16 protein-coding genes are annotated in these 14,615 nt (G+C 63.4%); 8 read left to right on the top strand and 8 right to left on the bottom strand.

Going from position 1 to position 14,615, the window contains the following annotated elements; genetic code table 11:
- The first annotated feature begins 129 nt into the window (after window positions 1–129).
- Both purB and DDA93_RS02635 read left to right on the top strand, forming a co-directional pair.
- Window positions 130–1,554, top strand: coding sequence for an adenylosuccinate lyase (gene purB / locus DDA93_RS02630; protein ID WP_019482132.1), 1,425 nt, complete (start codon window positions 130–132; stop codon window positions 1,552–1,554).
- A gap of 98 nt (window positions 1,555–1,652) precedes the next feature.
- Complete coding sequence (locus tag DDA93_RS02635) at window positions 1,653–2,573, top strand: AEC family transporter (protein ID WP_019482131.1); 921 nt, start codon at window positions 1,653–1,655, stop codon at window positions 2,571–2,573.
- On the opposite strand, the gene DDA93_RS02640 is transcribed toward DDA93_RS02635, so the two are convergent.
- The 5 genes from DDA93_RS02640 to DDA93_RS02660 all read right to left on the bottom strand — a co-directional run bounded on the left by DDA93_RS02640 (window position 2,570) and on the right by DDA93_RS02660 (window position 6,467).
- Complete coding sequence (locus DDA93_RS02640; RefSeq protein ID WP_019482130.1) at window positions 2,570–3,103, bottom strand: 2'-5' RNA ligase family protein; 534 nt, start codon at window positions 3,101–3,103, stop codon at window positions 2,570–2,572. The genes DDA93_RS02635 and DDA93_RS02640 overlap by 4 nt on opposite strands.
- An 8-nt stretch (window positions 3,104–3,111) precedes the next feature.
- The gene (locus DDA93_RS02645) at window positions 3,112–4,026 is read right to left on the bottom strand and encodes an FHA domain-containing protein (protein ID WP_024475998.1); all 915 of its coding nucleotides are present in this window, start codon (window positions 4,024–4,026) and stop codon (window positions 3,112–3,114) included.
- Between the two features lie 3 nt (window positions 4,027–4,029).
- A complete protein-coding gene (locus DDA93_RS02650) occupies window positions 4,030–4,281 on the bottom strand; it encodes a hypothetical protein (protein WP_019482128.1) in 252 nt (83 codons plus the stop codon).
- A gap of 186 nt (window positions 4,282–4,467) precedes the next feature.
- Entirely contained in the window at window positions 4,468–4,920 is a 453-nt protein-coding gene (locus DDA93_RS02655; RefSeq protein WP_243400492.1) for a phage holin family protein, read from the bottom strand.
- An 80-nt stretch (window positions 4,921–5,000) separates the two neighbouring features.
- Window positions 5,001–6,467, bottom strand: a complete 1,467-nt coding sequence (locus DDA93_RS02660; protein WP_116777999.1) for a cryptochrome/photolyase family protein — start codon at window positions 6,465–6,467, stop codon at window positions 5,001–5,003.
- A 93-nt stretch (window positions 6,468–6,560) separates the two neighbouring features.
- Here DDA93_RS02660 and DDA93_RS02665 point away from each other — a divergent pair, with 93 nt between their 5' ends.
- On the top strand, window positions 6,561–7,616 hold the full coding sequence (locus tag DDA93_RS02665; protein WP_116778000.1) for a lactonase family protein: 1,056 nt from the start codon (window positions 6,561–6,563) through the stop codon (window positions 7,614–7,616).
- A gap of 121 nt (window positions 7,617–7,737) precedes the next feature.
- Here the strand turns inward: DDA93_RS02665 and DDA93_RS02670 are convergent, their stop codons facing one another.
- The gene (locus tag DDA93_RS02670; protein WP_116778001.1) at window positions 7,738–8,295 is read right to left on the bottom strand and encodes a dihydrofolate reductase family protein; all 558 of its coding nucleotides are present in this window, start codon (window positions 8,293–8,295) and stop codon (window positions 7,738–7,740) included.
- A 118-nt stretch (window positions 8,296–8,413) separates the two neighbouring features.
- Complete coding sequence (locus DDA93_RS02675; protein ID WP_116778002.1) at window positions 8,414–8,755, bottom strand: metalloregulator ArsR/SmtB family transcription factor; 342 nt, start codon at window positions 8,753–8,755, stop codon at window positions 8,414–8,416.
- An 86-nt stretch (window positions 8,756–8,841) separates the two neighbouring features.
- Here DDA93_RS02675 and arsB point away from each other — a divergent pair, with 86 nt between their 5' ends.
- The 4 genes from arsB to DDA93_RS02695 are packed head-to-tail and all read left to right on the top strand — an operon-like array spanning window position 8,842 to window position 12,409.
- Window positions 8,842–9,978, top strand: coding sequence for an ACR3 family arsenite efflux transporter (gene arsB, locus DDA93_RS02680; protein ID WP_279325245.1), 1,137 nt, complete (start codon window positions 8,842–8,844; stop codon window positions 9,976–9,978).
- Entirely contained in the window at window positions 9,971–10,384 is a 414-nt protein-coding gene (locus DDA93_RS02685) for an arsenate reductase ArsC (protein WP_019482121.1), read from the top strand. The genes arsB and DDA93_RS02685 overlap by 8 nt, the downstream gene beginning before the upstream one ends.
- Window positions 10,381–11,745, top strand: a complete 1,365-nt coding sequence (locus DDA93_RS02690; RefSeq protein ID WP_024475991.1) for an NAD(P)-binding domain-containing protein — start codon at window positions 10,381–10,383, stop codon at window positions 11,743–11,745. Before DDA93_RS02685 ends, DDA93_RS02690 begins: the two co-directional genes overlap by 4 nt.
- Window positions 11,746–11,761: 16 nt before the next feature.
- Window positions 11,762–12,409 carry an arsenate reductase ArsC gene (locus tag DDA93_RS02695; RefSeq protein WP_116778057.1) on the top strand — a complete coding sequence of 216 codons (648 nt, stop codon included), beginning with the start codon at window positions 11,762–11,764 and terminating at the stop codon, window positions 12,407–12,409.
- A gap of 6 nt (window positions 12,410–12,415) precedes the next feature.
- On the opposite strand, the gene DDA93_RS02700 is transcribed toward DDA93_RS02695, so the two are convergent.
- Window positions 12,416–12,964 (bottom strand): TetR/AcrR family transcriptional regulator, encoded by a 549-nt coding sequence (locus tag DDA93_RS02700; protein ID WP_116778004.1) that lies wholly within the window; start codon window positions 12,962–12,964, stop codon window positions 12,416–12,418.
- 61 nt (window positions 12,965–13,025) lie between these two features.
- Here DDA93_RS02700 and DDA93_RS02705 point away from each other — a divergent pair, with 61 nt between their 5' ends.
- Entirely contained in the window at window positions 13,026–14,573 is a 1,548-nt protein-coding gene (locus DDA93_RS02705) for an MFS transporter (RefSeq protein ID WP_019482117.1), read from the top strand.
- Window positions 14,574–14,615: the final 42 nt, after the last annotated feature.

Consider the following 14,615-nt stretch of genomic DNA (forward strand, 5'->3'; position numbering starts at 1 on the left):
AACGGTACCCCCGCAGCAGGGCAGCCGTGGGCGAAAGCGTTGCTATGTGAGCTGGCGCAGTGCGTTGGCTGGAGGCGGGGGCAAGTCACACGACAGCAGGCACCCTCCAGATCGTGAAATGATCTGGGTATGGCTGATACTTCCCGAGTAAACCTCGCATCGACTTCAACCCAGTCGGGCGTTCCGCTGGCTCTCGGTCCGCTGGACGGTCGGTACAGCGGTGCCGTGGCGGCCCTGGTCGACTATCTCTCAGAGGCAGCATTGAACCGGGACCGCGTCCATGTGGAGGTGGAGTGGTTGATCCACCTCACCCGCAATGCCGTCCTGCCGGGAACCGCACCCCTGACGTCCGATCAGGAGGCGGCACTCCGGGAGATCGTGACCGGTTTCGACGGAGAATCGGTCGCCGAGCTCGCCGAACTGGAACGGGTGACAGTCCACGACGTCAAAGCGGTGGAGTACTTCATCGGACGCCGGCTCCCCGAGATCGGAATATCGGCCCTCAAACCTCTGGTCCACTTCGGCTGCACCTCGGAGGACATCAACAACCTTTCCTACGCCGTGGGAATCAAGGGTGCCGTCGAGAACGTCTGGCTACCCGCCGCCCGGGCCCTGACTGCCCAGATCTCTGGAATGGCACGCGAGTCGGCAGCCGTACCCATGCTCTCGCGCACCCACGGTCAACCAGCAACTCCGACCACGCTGGGCAAGGAGCTCGCCGTCGTCGCGCACCGGTTGGACCGCCAGCTCAAACGGATCGAACGCACTGAGTACCTTGGCAAGATCAACGGTGCGACCGGCACCTTCGCCGCCCACTACGCCTCCGTTCCCGGTGCCGATTGGCAGCGGGTGTCACGGGATTTCGTCGAGGGGCTGGGGCTGACCTGGAACCCGCTGACCACCCAGATTGAATCCCACGACTGGCAGGCTGAGCTCTACGCGGATGTGGCTCGTTTCAACAGGATCCTTCACAACTTCTGCACCGATGTGTGGAGCTACATTTCGATCGGGTATTTCGCCCAGGTTCCGGTGGAAGGCGCCACCGGGTCCTCCACGATGCCGCACAAGGTGAACCCGATCCGATTCGAGAACGCCGAAGCGAACCTCGAAATCTCCTGTTCCCTGTTGGACGTACTGGGGGCCACCCTGGTCACCTCACGGTGGCAGCGTGACCTCACCGACTCATCCTCGCAGCGGAACATTGGTGTCGCGTTCGGTCACTCGCTGTTGGCACTGTCGAATGTGGCGAAGGGCCTGGAGCGGCTCGACGTCGCTGGTCCAGTGCTGGCCGCTGATCTCGACTCCAACTGGGAAGTACTCGGTGAAGCCGTTCAGATGGTCATGCGGGCCGAGGGCATCGCCGGTGTCCCGGGTATGGATGACCCCTACGAGCGCCTGAAGGAGCTGACCCGTGGACAGCGTGTCGATGGCGCCCGGATGCAGGAGTTCGTTTCCGGCCTGGGGCTTTCAGCCGAGGCGGAGACCCGACTGATGGCATTGACTCCCGCCACCTACACGGGGATCGCTGAACAGCTCGTCGGCCACCTCAGGTAGTACCGACCGAACGACCCCCACAGCGACGGGACGGATGCACCCCGAGGCCCCGGGTCTCATCCGAACTTTCCCCATCATCAACTGCGGTCGGAGGGCCTTTGAGCGGCGTACTGGCGGGCTTCGCGATTGTCGGAGCGGTGATCCTGGCGGGCTATATTGCTGCCCGCCTGCGGATCGGTGGGCCCGAGACCGTAAAGGCTCTCACCCAGACGGCCTTTTTCATCACCAATCCGGCCCTGCTGTTCACCATTCTCGCGGACGCTGACCTTACGTCGGTCCTGTCCGCCTACCTGCCAATCGCGCTTATCACTGCCGTGGTCGCGGCGCTCCTGTATGTAGTGGTGAGCCGGATCTGGTTCCGGCGCCCAGCGGCCGAAACAGTCATCGGTGCGATGGCAGGCTCCTACGTCAACGCCAATAACATCGGCATCCCGATCGCTGTCTACGCGCTGGGCAACGCGACGGCCGTCGCCCCGGTGTTGCTGGTGCAGTTGCTTCTGTTGACTCCGCTCTATCTCACCATTCTTGACCTCTCCTCGGGACGGAAGCCCTCGGTCAAAAACGTTCTGACCCAGCCATTTCGCAACCCGATGATCGTTGCCTCATTCATTGGTTTGGCCGTCGGATGGGCTGACCTCGACGTGCCCCAACTGATCTGGGAACCGCTGGCGCTGCTGGGCGGGGCGGCGGTCCCGCTCGTACTGTTGGCGTTCGGCATGTCGCTGCGGGGGAGCCGCCCGCTGCGTGCCAGCGAGGGCCGCACCGAGGTCATCGTGGCGACCCTCATTAAAACCTTCGTCATGCCCGCGACTGCCTACCTGCTCAGCAACTTCCTGTTTCAGCTGGATGATGAGCTGGTGTTTGGCGCGGTGGTCATGGCCGCCCTGCCCGCCGCCCAGAACGTGTTCCTGTTCGCTGGCCGATACAACCGCGGAATCACTGTCGCGAGGGACGTCATCCTGATTTCGTCGATGCTGTCGGTGCCAGCCCTGATTGTGATTGCCTGGTTGTTGACCTAGCCGCTCGTCGCGTTGGTGAGATGAGCCAGTGAGGTGATGGTCTTGGCCTGGCTGTCCCAGCGCCGTGCCCCCACCACGCTGCCCTCGGGCATGGGTGCGCCGACGACGTCGAGCGCTGCTGCCAGCTGCTCTCCCGGCACCGCGTTCGCGAGCGTAATGTGCGGGATCCACCTGCCGGGCAGCGAGGTGTGCGCCGCGCCAGCCACCGCACCGGCGTCGTGCACTCCGCGATGGAGCATCAGCAGTTCGGCGGTGCAGATCACCTGCCGTGCCAGCACGTAGCCCTTCCGCCCGGCGTTGAACAGCAACATCCCACCGCAGGTGAACGCCAGGGGCAGGTTCAGACCTGCCCCCGTTTGCTCATCCCGATTGCCGGTGATGGCTGGTGCGGCTACGAGGGTGATGTGCGGACGGTTATGTGGAGAACGGTGGGAAGCCCTGCTGGGCAGTCCAGCCGCCTGAAGCGCCTCCCACTCGCGCAGGATGAATTGCTCGGATCCCTCATCGAGCAGCAGTTCAATGCTGTCCACCGCGCGGTTTAGCGCGGCCGGCGGCGGAAGTCCCCGACGCCTTCTGAGCCGTCACCCTCGGTCCTGCCGGTGCGCGGATCGAACTGCGGTCGCTGGTATGCCAGTTCCCCTCCGCTGCGACCGCCGAATGGCCGCCCATGATCGGCGTACTCCTCACGGAAATAGGCGAGGCACCACTGACCCAGTTGGATGCGCGCCCCGGTCCGGAGCACCGACGGCCCCGAGGGGTTGACGCTGCCGCTGACCGGTCCATGCGGGATGAGTACGTACTCGTCGGCGTCGTTATGCACCACTTCGGCGTGCACGGCGTCCAGGCCGGGCAATACCAGATCGACACCGTCTCCGCTGCCGATCGTGGTGGACACCGGCCCCAGGTTGAACTCCCGTGGCACCTGCCCATTCCAGGTCGCCGAATCCTGGACGAAGATCAGCCGGGCACGCCCGCTGCCGGGCGTGTGGTGGGTGGTGGTCACCCGCCGACGGATCTTCCGGTTCACCGTGGGCACCAGGGGAAACGGGGTCGACGGCGGCAGCAGGTTGGTGGCGTCGGACTTCCCTGAGGCCCGCACGCTTTTGGCCATGGGTTTGAGTGCGCTGAGGGATCCCAGCCGGATGTGGGGTGACCGGGTCAGGAGCCGCTGCGCCCGCGAGACCTTGACGGCGCCGAGGCTTACGAGGTTCCCCTTGGGGCCGGACACCGATACGGCAACGCCCTGGTCAGCGAACGCTTTGGCCAACTCCCGGACGGCGTCGAGGCTGGGAAGGGTAGACCCGCCAAAAGCCTCGGGCGTATCGAGATACACCTCGACGGTCGATCCGTCCGCCTTGACGGTCCCGTTGATCGTTGAGGGGGAGCGGTCCGGCGTTGCTGGTTCGGTCACCGAAAATTCGAGATCGATCTCCAACCGGATCTTTGCGGTCATGGCTCAGCTGCGGTGGGTGTCTGAGCCCGCTGCATCGTTGTCACTGGTTGTGACCCGCAACGTTCCGTTCAGCTTCCATGTGGCGCGAGGGGCGTCGGGACCAATATCCCGAGGTACCTCGACGGTCATGTCGATGAAGCTGTAATTTACGGCTGCGCCCTTGCCGGTGAGGTACGTCCACATTTCCTCGGCAAGATCTGCCCAGTCCCGGATGTTGTGGTGGTCCTGGCTAGCGGGGGAAATGTTTTCGGTCATGAGTGATTCCTTCGTTGGAGCGTGCACTATGACAGACGCCCTCTACCCGTCTGACGCTAACAATCCAACCTTAGTACGACACCCCGAGCGGCAACACCCCCCAAAATCCAATAGCTCACCAAGCTACTGACCACAGTCTGCACTTCCCGCGTTTCCCCTGAAATCGCGACATCACCGGTCATTCCGCTATTGAGTTTCAGCTTTGCGCCGTGCGCTCCTGTTCTTGAGAAAGATCGCTCCGAGGATCCAGCCTCCTAGCGCGGTGACAATCCACACGATCAGAGTTGCGAGCACCCAGGCGGAGACACCTCGAATCTCCAGCCCTCCCTGAAAGAAGGAGGCGACGAAAAGGGCGATCAGCGTGGTCACCAGCCCTATCCCACCCAGGATGGGCGACGCGTACTGTCGCGCGACGTTGAAAACAAATGGCCCCAGGATGCCCTGCGCGAAGGCAAATACCAGAGTGGCGACGATGAAACCCGCAAGCTGCAGAGTCACACCGGGGACAAGCCACGCGGCCAGAAGTAGACCGACGGCCGCAGTAACCAAATTGATGAGGACATGGAACAGAAACCGGATCATGAGCATTTCACTTTCTCTCAGGCTTCTTACCCGCTTCGGTGAGGCCCATCCTGCCACCAAGGTCTCCTTCAAGGCTCACCCGTATCGGGTGGTCTCGTCACGACCCGTACGCGATGCAGCCCGCAGCGGTGATGCGCCTATTTGCCCTGCAACCACCGCGCTGCCTCGTTCTGCAGGCGCACCTTCTTGTCGTCGTCGAACTTGTCATAGAGGCTCACCATCATGGAGGACCGTGGATTCCGGCTAAACATCTCGCGGTGATCACTCACGAACTGCCAGTAGAGGGCATCCCAGCTGTCCTGCCACGGGCCCGGTGGAAAATTGCTCATCTTCTTCAGGTAATTGCTGCCGCTCACGTAAGGCTTGGTCGTGATCATGTTGCCGGCCGCGAACTGGCTCATCGCGTAAACGTTAGGGACCATCACCCAGTCGTAGGCGTCGATGAACATCGCCATGAACCATTCGTAGACGTCGTCCGGGTGCATCCGCAACAGGGCCATTGCGTTGCCGAGCACCATCAGTCGCTCAATATGATGCGCGTAGCTGGTGGCGTCTACTCGCTTGATGACGACGTCGACCGGCTCCAGCCCGGTCTCCCCGGTCCACCAGCCGTCGTCGAGGCGACGCTCAAACCCGAGGGTATTGATGGTGCGCATTTCACGGCCACGCAGCAGGTAGGAGGCGCGCATGTATTCGCGCCACCCGATGACCTGACGGATGAAGCCCTCGACGCTGGCAAGTGGTGTGTCATGCCGCGCGGCATGATCCAGGGTCACGTCAACCACTTCCAAGGGGCTGAGCAGACCCAGGTTCAGGCTTGAGCTCAGCACCGAATGGAACAGGAAGGAATCAGGGGCCGAGATGGCGTCCTCATAGGGGCCGAACTTCGTAAACCGGTCATTCAGGAACGCTTCCAGGGCAGCGGCCGCTTCCTGGTGGGTAACAGGCCAGTTGAACCCGGCCGCTGCTCCTGGGTTGTCGGGGAATTCCTGAGCCACCCACTCCAGCGCACTCAGCACCTCATCCGAACGGTCAAACACGGGAAGGTCCGGCAGCGTCATCCCTTTCGGAAGCTTCTTGCGGTTCTCCGAGTCGAAGCTCCAACGCCCACCAATCGGGCTGCCATCGGGCTCGACCAGGATGCCCAGCCGGCGGCGCTGCCACTCGTAGAAGTTCTGCATGCGCCAACCGTTGTCCCTGAAGTAGCCGCTGATGTCTTCACCACTGAGCAGGAAACCGGGGCTGGTTTCGATCTGAGCAGGCAGACCAAGGTCACCGAGGGTCGTGGCGAGCCGCTGGTTCAGCCAGTCGTCGACGACTTCATAGTAGGTACACCGTGTGGCGCCAAGTTCGCCCAGAAGGGCGCCCAGCCGGTCCTGACTCGCCTGGGTTGCTGACGTTTCAAGGTAATCCACAGCGTGACCTGAATCCTTCAGGCGTTGTGCAAAAAGGCGCATGCTCGCCCGGTGCAGGACCAGTTTCTGCTGGTGGAAGCGGTACTGGCGGAAGAAGAGGTCGTCTTCAACCAGAATGAACCGGTGCGACGAGGGGGCCTCCAGGTGCTCTTCGAAGAGCTGGTGGGGGAATACCAACTGAACGTGCATTGCAACTCCTTCGTCCCGCCTGACGTGCATCTGCACCGCTGCAATGCTCGCACATCCGGGGAGTCCTGCGGCTCGGTTGCTAGGCTGAGCCATATGACTCGATTCGCCGTACATGTTGCCTGCGCCGACGGCCGGAGCATCGATACTTTCCAGCTGGACACAACCTCCGGAACGTTGACGACCGGCCAGTCCTTGCCGCTGGGCGTGAAGGTTCAATGCCTCGCGATGCACCCCTCCAGCCGAGTGCTCTACGCCGCTCTCGCCACCTCCCCGCCCTCGGTCACCGCGTTATCCATCGACTCAAGCTCAGGCAGCCTCGCCACGGCTCATAACGCCGATCTGGTTGCCGGGATGGCCTATCTGGGTGTCGACCCATCGGGCAGCCACCTGCTGGGCGCTTCCTACACTGACCACCTGGTCAGTGTGATGAAGCTCGACGGCGACGGCGGGATGGTGCCGGACACTGCCACCTCCGAGGCTCCCGGGGCCCACGCCCACGCCGTCGTCACGAGCCCCGATGGCCGGTTTGCCTACGCCACCGCCCTGGGTGATGACCTCATTGCCTGGTGGGCATTGGACTCGGCCACGGGCACGCTGACTGATCACGGCCAGATTGCCACCCCTGCCGGGAGCGGCCCGCGTCATCTCCGCTTCTCACCGTCGGGCGCGACGCTCTACGCGCTCCACGAAATGTCCGGGGAGATCGCGGCGCTCGCCCGGGACCCCGAGTCTGGCGACTTGACCGAGCAGCAGCGGATCTCCTCGATTTCCCCCTCACTGAATCTGGTGCCCGGACGGGTCCGGGACGGGTCCGGGCCCGAACCGGCAGCCAACGCCATCTGGTGCGCTGAGCTGCAGGTGTCCCCCGACGGTCGCTTCCTGTACAGCACCGAGCGCACCAGCAGCACCATCGCCGTCGTCGCCGTGGCACCCGATGGCACGCTCTCGCTGGTCGACACGACCCCCACGCAATCCCAGCCTCGCGGGATGAACATCGACCCTACCGGTGGGTTTCTGCTGGCATGCGGGGAGGCCTCGGACGGGATAACCCTGTACGCGATCGACCCGCAGAGCGGACTGCTGCACGAACGCGGGAGCCATGGCTGCTCCCCGGGGCCGCGGTGGATCGAGTTCTCACCGCTGGACTAGCTCCTTCTCGGCCCAGAAAAGTACTGGACCCGCAGCTTCGTGGTGGCGACACCACTTGGCTGCGGCCCGGCCACTTTTCTGAGTCCGTGCCGGGTGTTTTTGAGCCGTGCCGGGCCGATACTCACGATGTGCTGCCTGCTGGACCGGTCACCCGGTAACGGGACTGGACGGCACCGCCGGTCAGGACTTTGGTCTCCTCGTGGGTCAACTGGATGTCGGCGGGAACTGAGCCGAAGAGGGGCTTACCGTCACCGATCAGCACCGGCACCCGAGTGAGCGTCAAAGTGGAAATGAGGCCCTCCGCCAGGAACGTCCGCACCGTTCTGCCGCCGTCAACGTAGACATGCCGGGCGCCGCCGTCGTCGAGCCTCGCCAGTGCCTCGGTGAGGGACCGCACCACCTCGATCCGGGGATCGTCGGACTCAAGGGTGGTGCTGAGCACCAGAACCTTGGTGTCACCGTAGGGCCACTCGCCGAAGGAATTGACGATGTCATAGGTGCTGCGGCCCATCACCATGTGATCGACCAGTTGCATGAAGTCCGAGAACCCTGCCTCCTCCGGATCTGCAGCGTCGCTGGGGCTGCCGGTAAGCCAGTCGAGGTCGTCATCTGTGCGGGCGATCATCCCGTCGACGCTCATTCCGATAAAGACGTGCCCCTGCCACTTTCCTCTTTGCATCAGCTGCTCCCATCGTCAGTTGTCCGGCAGTTTAGTCCTGTCGGCGTTTCACCGTTCCACGACAAAGCGAGCAGGACCTCTTGACGCCCACGCCGGGCAGGCGGGAAATAGCTCCGCTCTAAGGACGGCTAGTGAGCACTCCCGCGAGGCTGTCCAGCGCCCCCGGCACGAGCGAATAGTAGGCCCACACACCGCGCTTCTCGCGCGTCAGGACGCCGGCATCCACAAGGATCTTCAGGTGATGCGACACGGTCGACTGCCCAAGGTTCAACGGCTCGGTAATATCGCAGACGCACGCCTCGGCGTTCTCGCTCGAGGAGATGATCGACACCATCCGTAGCCGGTTGGGATCAGCGATCGCCTTGAACTGGGCAGCCAACGACGACGCCGTCTCCTCCGACATTGCAGGCTCACCCGTGGGTGTGCAGCAGGCGGTGAGCGCCTCCGGCGTTGTGCTCATGGCTGTAGTCATCCATCTATTATGCACTGACATTGACATTCGTCGATGTCCTGGGAAATACTTCAGGCATCGAAGACCATCGATCCATGCGACCGTCATTCACCACAGTTCAACGGAGCCCCTTGAGTACTCACACCCTTCCCGCCGAAGAAACGGCCGGCAAACTGTCCACCCTAGATCGGCTGCTTCCGGTGTGGATCATTGCCGCCATGGTGGTGGGCATAGCGCTCGGCCAGTTCATCCCCGGCATGGCCGGTGCCCTTGATTCCCTGGCTGTCGGCTCAGTGTCCCTGCCCATCGCCCTCGGCCTCCTGGTGATGATGTATCCGGTGCTGGCAAAGGTTCGCTACGACCAAACCGGCGCCGTGATCAAGGACCGGAAGCTCATGATCACTTCCCTGGTGATCAACTGGGTCGCGGCCCCCGCCTTCATGTTCATCCTGGCCTGGGTCTTCGTCCCCGATCTGCCCGAGTACCGCACCGGCCTGATTATTGTCGGCCTGGCCCGCTGTATCGCCATGGTGATGATCTGGAACGACCTCGCCTGCGGTGACCGTGAGGCGGCGGCCGTTCTCGTCGCCATCAACTCGGTCTTCCAGGTCTTCGCGTTCGGAGCACTGGGCTGGTTCTACCTGCAGGGGCTGCCGAGCCTGCTTGGCCTCCCAACCACCAGCGCAGACTTTTCCTTCTGGGCCATCACCATCAGCGTCCTCATCTTCCTCGGGATACCACTTCTGGCCGGATTCCTGACCCGCACCATCGGCGAGCGCACCAAAGGCCGCGACTGGTACGAAGGGAAGTTCCTCCCCAAGCTTGGACCGTGGGCACTCTACGGTCTCCTGTTCACCATCGTGATCCTCTTCGCCCTCCAGGGCGATGAAATCCTCGCCCGGCCGCTCGACGTCGCCCGTATTGCCTTGCCCCTCCTGATCTACTTCCTGGTGGTCTTCGCAGCAGGAATGGTGATCGGCAAGCTCCTGAACCTTGGCTACGCCAAAACCACCACCCTCGCCTTCACCGCCGCTGGCAACAACTTCGAGTTGGCCATCGCCGTCGCCATTGGCACCTACGGGGTCACCAGCGGTCAGGCCCTCGCCGGCGTCGTCGGACCCTTGATTGAAGTTCCAGTTCTTGTTGCACTGGTCTATGTGGCCCTGTGGGCGCGGAAGCGCTTCTTCTCCACCGACTCCCTGACACCATCAAAGGAAACCTCTCATGTCTGATTCATCGACAAAACCCTCAGTCCTCTTCGTCTGCGTCCACAATGCCGGACGGTCACAGATGGCGGCTGCCTTCCTGACCACACTTTCCGAAGGCCGGATTGAGGTCCGATCGGCAGGCTCGCAGCCAGCCGATTCCATCAACCCGTCCGCAGTCGAGGCCATGCGTGAACTGGGCATCGACATGTCAGCCGAGATCCCCAAGGTCCTGACCGACGACGCCGTCAAGGACTCCGATGTAGTGATCACCATGGGCTGCGGCGACGAATGCCCTTATTTCCCCGGGAAACGGTATGAAGACTGGGTACTGGAAGACCCGGCGGGTAAGGGCGTCGAATCGGTTCGCCCCATCCGCGACACCATCAAGGGCCGCGTCGAAGCGCTGATCGCAGAGCTGATCCCCGCATGAGCGGACTCCCAGTCGTCATCATCGGCGCCGGACCGATCGGTCTCGCCGCTGCGGCTCACCTGTTGGAGCGCGGACTGACCCCCCTCATCTTCGAGGCCGGCACGACGCCGGGCGCAGCCATCAGCGACTGGGGCCACATCCGCTTATTCTCACCGTGGCAGTTCAACGTCGACGCCGCCGCCCGACGCCTGCTGGAGCCCACCGGCTGGACCTCGCCGCGGGGAACGGCGCTGCCCTACGGGTCCGAACTGGTCGCCGACTACGTGGCGCCGCTCGCCGCCGTCCCGGCCATCGCCGAGGCACTGCACCTGAACTCCCGCGTCGTCGCCGTGACCCGTCAGGGCATGGACAAAACCCGCACCAAGGGCCGCGACACCCAGCCGTTCCTGGTTCGCGTGCAAGGCCCTTACGGGGTCGAGGATCATCTTGCTCACGCCGTCATCGATGCGTCCGGCACCTGGGACCAACCCAACCCTCTCGGCCAGAGTGGACTCCCCGCCCATGGGGAGGCAGAGGCGGCACGGTTCATCACGCACCCCCTCCCCGACGTCACAGGGTCCGAGCGGGCACAGTTCGAAGGCAAACGGGTCATGGTGGTCGGTGCCGGTCATTCCGCAGCGAACACCCTGATCGCATTGGGACAGGTGGCCCGGGCATCCGAGTCCACCACCCTCATCTGGGCAGTCCGCGGCACCGGCTCCGCTGAACGGCTCTACGGGGGCGGCGACCTTGACGGCCTCCCAGCCCGCGGCCAGCTCGGCTCCCGGCTGCGCAAACTGGTCGACGACGGCGTAGTGGAGCTCAAAACGAACTTCACCATCAGCAGCTTCTCAACCGGTGACACCCTGACTGTCCACACCATCGATGACTCAGTCGAGGTGGACCTGCTGATTCCAGCGACCGGCTTCCGGCCAGATCTCGGCATCCTCCGCGAACTTCGTCTGGAATTGGACCCAGCGGTCGAGGCACCGCGCGCATTGGGGCCACTGATTGATCCCGAGTTCCACAGCTGCGGAACGGTCCCCGCTCACGGCGCCAAGGAGCTCGCCCACCCCGACAAGGACTTCTATCTGGTCGGGATGAAAAGCTACGGCCGTGCTCCCACTTTCCTGCTGGCCACCGGCTACGAGCAGGTGCGGTCAGTGGTCGCAGCAATCGCAGGAGATACGGCAGCCTCGGCGGATGTCCAACTGGAACTGCCGGAAACGGGAGTGTGCAGCACCGACCTGGGGGGCTCCTGTGATGCCCCCGCCCCCGCTGCTGAAGCAGCGGCAGACAGCTGCTGCAGCACACCGCAGCTCGTGACCGTAGGAGTTCCTACTGGAACGGCGCACGGCCGCTCCAACGATCCTGACTACTGACCACCAAGGAGCAATGATGTCCACCAAGCCCGACCCGATGCCCGGATTGATCAACGACGAACACGTCCTACACCGGATTAGCGGTGAACTGGCTGGCAGGTTTGATGGCGTCTTCACCCCGGAGATGGTGGATCGGTACGTCTTCGAGTCCTACACAGCTCTCGCCCGCACGGCAAAGATCAAAACCTATCTCGCCTCCATCACCAAGCACTTCGCTGAGGACCGACTCAACGCCCTCGCCCATTCCCAGGGCATTCGTCCCAGCGGAAAAGCCGAGGTGCTGTTCGTCTGTGTGCAGAATGCCGGACGCTCACAAATGGCGGCTGGGCTGCTCAGACATTACGGAGAAGGTCGGATCAATGTCCGTTCCGCGGGATCCATGCCCGCCGAACAGCTCAACGTCAACGTGGTCAATTCCATGAAGGAACTCGGTATAGATCTCGGTGCCGACTTCCCCAAGCCCCTCACCGATGACGTGGTGCGTGCAGCCGACGTCGTTATCACCATGGGCTGCGGCGATACCTGCCCTATCTACCCCGGAAAACGCTATGAGGACTGGCAGGTTGAGGATCCCGCTGATCTCGATGCGACGGGTGTTGAACGGGTACGGAACGACCTGGACGAGCGGGTCCGGAAACTCGCCGCCGAACTGTTGGACCAGTAGGCCAGGTCAGGCGCCCCGACGCTGGGGCGCCTGAAGAAGGTCAACCAGCTCCAGGAGTTGCTCCATTTCATCCGCGGATCGTTGATCCGCGCCGCTGCCCGCAAAGAAGGCCGCGTCATAGTAGAGGCCGTCACCCATCAGCTTCACTGCACGGGCCACCGGATGGCTCCCTAGTGCTAACTCAAGTGCCTTGAGCCACAAGGACTGGATCTGGGCGAAGTTTTGCTGTGCCTTCGGGTGCCCCTGCTGGGCCAGTCGCGCCATCGCCACAAGCGCGCGATCCAAAGCGCTGTCTTCATAGACAGAGGTCCGGACGTAGTAGCGTGCCGCACCGTCGGGGTCGGCGGCCATCAGCTCCCGGTCCCGTGCGGAAAGAGCGAGTAGCCGCTCCCCCAACGCATCGACCAACGCCTCCTTCGACGGAAAGTGGTATAGCAGACCGCCCTTGGACACGTCAGCTGAGGCGGCCACCGCCTCCATGGTGGCAGCCCGCTCCCCGTCGCGGATAAGGATGTTTTCGAAACTGTCGAGGATGCGCTCTTTGGAACTGGCCATGCATTCATCGTAACGGTGCTTCAAATTTTACTGTACCGGCTGGACGGTATAGCCTCGAGTGATGAGCACATCGACCTACTTCACCGAGCCGTCAACCGGAGCGGCAGCACAGCACCCCGCTCCCGGCCGGGCGGGGAGGCGCGAGTGGACCGCCCTTGTTGTTCTAATGCTGCCCGTCCTGTTGGTTGCGGTAGACAACACGGTGCTCGCTTTCGCGACCCCCGCCATCTCCCTGGCCTTCAACACCAGCGGCACCACCCTGCTGTGGATCATCGATAGCTATCCCCTGGTCCTGGCGGGGCTACTGGTCGCAATGGGCAGCTTCGGCGACCGTTTCGGCCGCCGAAAGCTCCTCATCATCGGCGCCATTGGCTTTGCCGTCTTCTCGGTCGCCGCCGCCTACTCGCCCACGGCAGAACTACTCGTCGCATCCCGGGTGGGCCTTGGCGTCTTCGGCGCCATGCTGATGCCCTCGACCCTCTCCTTGCTGCGGAACATCTTCACCGATCGCAACCAGCGCCGTCTAGCTATCGCTATCTGGGCCGCCGGGTTCTCGGCCGGCGCAGCCATGGGACCGCTAGTCGGCGGCGCACTTCTTGAACACTTCTGGTGGGGGTCGGTATTCCTACTGGCCGTCCCGGTACTGGTGCTGATGCTGGCGCTCACCCCGGCGCTGGTTCCGGAATCGAAGGACCCCAACCCGGGGCGGGTGGACTACTTGAGCATCGTTCTCTCCGTGACCACCATGCTGCCCATCGTCTTCGCGATCAAAAACTTCGCGAAGGGGGACTCGGTGACGGTCACCGTCGCCGCCGTCGTCATCGGACTTACGGCGGGCACGCTGTTCACCAGGCGCCAGCTCAGCCGATCGAACCCCATGCTCGACGTGCGGCTGTTCACGGTGCGCGCCTTCACGGGGGCGGTGCTGGTAAATCTGCTGGCGATCTTCTCCCTGGTGGGGTTCATCTACTTCGTGTCGCAGCACCTGCAGCTGGTCCTTGGGCTGAGCCCCTTGAACGCGGGCCTGGTTCTGGTTCCCGGCCTGGTAATGACGATCATTGCGGGACTCACGGTGGTTCCCATCGTCCGCCGGGTGCCGCCGCGCGTAGTTGTCCCCATCGCCTTGCTGCTATCCGCCGCAGCGTACGCCTTCGTGGCGGTCACCGGTCAGGGTGGGTCGGCCGCCATCTTGTTGTTCGCGTTCATGCTGCTTGGTGTGGGTGTCGGTGCATCCGAGACGGTGTCCAACGACCTGATCCTCGCAACGGTGCCCGCAGAAAAGGCCGGAGCGGCGTCAGCAGTATCCGAAACCGCCTACGAGGTTGGTTCGGTATTCGGCACGGCCCTGCTGGGTAGCGTGCTGCTCGCGTCCTACCAGCGCAACCTGGTCCTACCGGAGGGCTTGAGCCCGGACCAGGTGACCACCGCGACCGAAACACTGGGCGGCGCGGTGAATGTGGCCGCCGCGCTACCGGCCGACGGCGGCAGTCGGCTGCTCGATTCGGCTTTCCACGCCTTCGACAGCGGAGTGGTGCTCACCTCAAGTATTGGGGCAGCGCTCATGCTGTTCGCAGCCGCGTTGGCCCTGTGGAGCCTGCGGCGCGCTTAGGAAACCGCGGGCGTACGTGGGGAGCATGGCTTCCCACGTACG

The sequence above is a fragment of the Arthrobacter sp. Bz4 genome (genome assembly GCF_003075455.1).
Taxonomy (GTDB): domain Bacteria; phylum Actinomycetota; class Actinomycetes; order Actinomycetales; family Micrococcaceae; genus Arthrobacter_D.

Bases quoted from the DNA above. Each gene is read 5' to 3' on its own strand.
- DDA93_RS02685 (WP_019482121.1), top strand. From the start codon at position 9,971: ATGTCTGATTCATCGACAAAACCCTCAGTCCTCTTCGTCTGCGTCCAC.
- DDA93_RS02645 (WP_024475998.1), bottom strand. From the start codon at position 4,026: ATGACCGCAAAGATCCGGTTGGAGATCGATCTCGAATTTTCGGTGACC.
- DDA93_RS02695 (WP_116778057.1), top strand. From the start codon at position 11,762: ATGTCCACCAAGCCCGACCCGATGCCCGGATTGATCAACGACGAACAC.
- DDA93_RS02650 (WP_019482128.1), bottom strand. From the start codon at position 4,281: ATGACCGAAAACATTTCCCCCGCTAGCCAGGACCACCACAACATCCGG.
- DDA93_RS02670 (WP_116778001.1), bottom strand. From the start codon at position 8,295: ATGCAAAGAGGAAAGTGGCAGGGGCACGTCTTTATCGGAATGAGCGTC.
- arsB (WP_279325245.1), top strand. From the start codon at position 8,842: ATGCGACCGTCATTCACCACAGTTCAACGGAGCCCCTTGAGTACTCAC.
- DDA93_RS02675 (WP_116778002.1), bottom strand. From the start codon at position 8,755: ATGAGCACAACGCCGGAGGCGCTCACCGCCTGCTGCACACCCACGGGT.
- DDA93_RS02700 (WP_116778004.1), bottom strand. From the start codon at position 12,964: ATGGCCAGTTCCAAAGAGCGCATCCTCGACAGTTTCGAAAACATCCTT.
- DDA93_RS02665 (WP_116778000.1), top strand. From the start codon at position 6,561: ATGACTCGATTCGCCGTACATGTTGCCTGCGCCGACGGCCGGAGCATC.
- purB (WP_019482132.1), top strand. From the start codon at position 130: ATGGCTGATACTTCCCGAGTAAACCTCGCATCGACTTCAACCCAGTCG.
- DDA93_RS02705 (WP_019482117.1), top strand. From the start codon at position 13,026: ATGAGCACATCGACCTACTTCACCGAGCCGTCAACCGGAGCGGCAGCA.
- DDA93_RS02660 (WP_116777999.1), bottom strand. From the start codon at position 6,467: ATGCACGTTCAGTTGGTATTCCCCCACCAGCTCTTCGAAGAGCACCTG.
- DDA93_RS02690 (WP_024475991.1), top strand. From the start codon at position 10,381: ATGAGCGGACTCCCAGTCGTCATCATCGGCGCCGGACCGATCGGTCTC.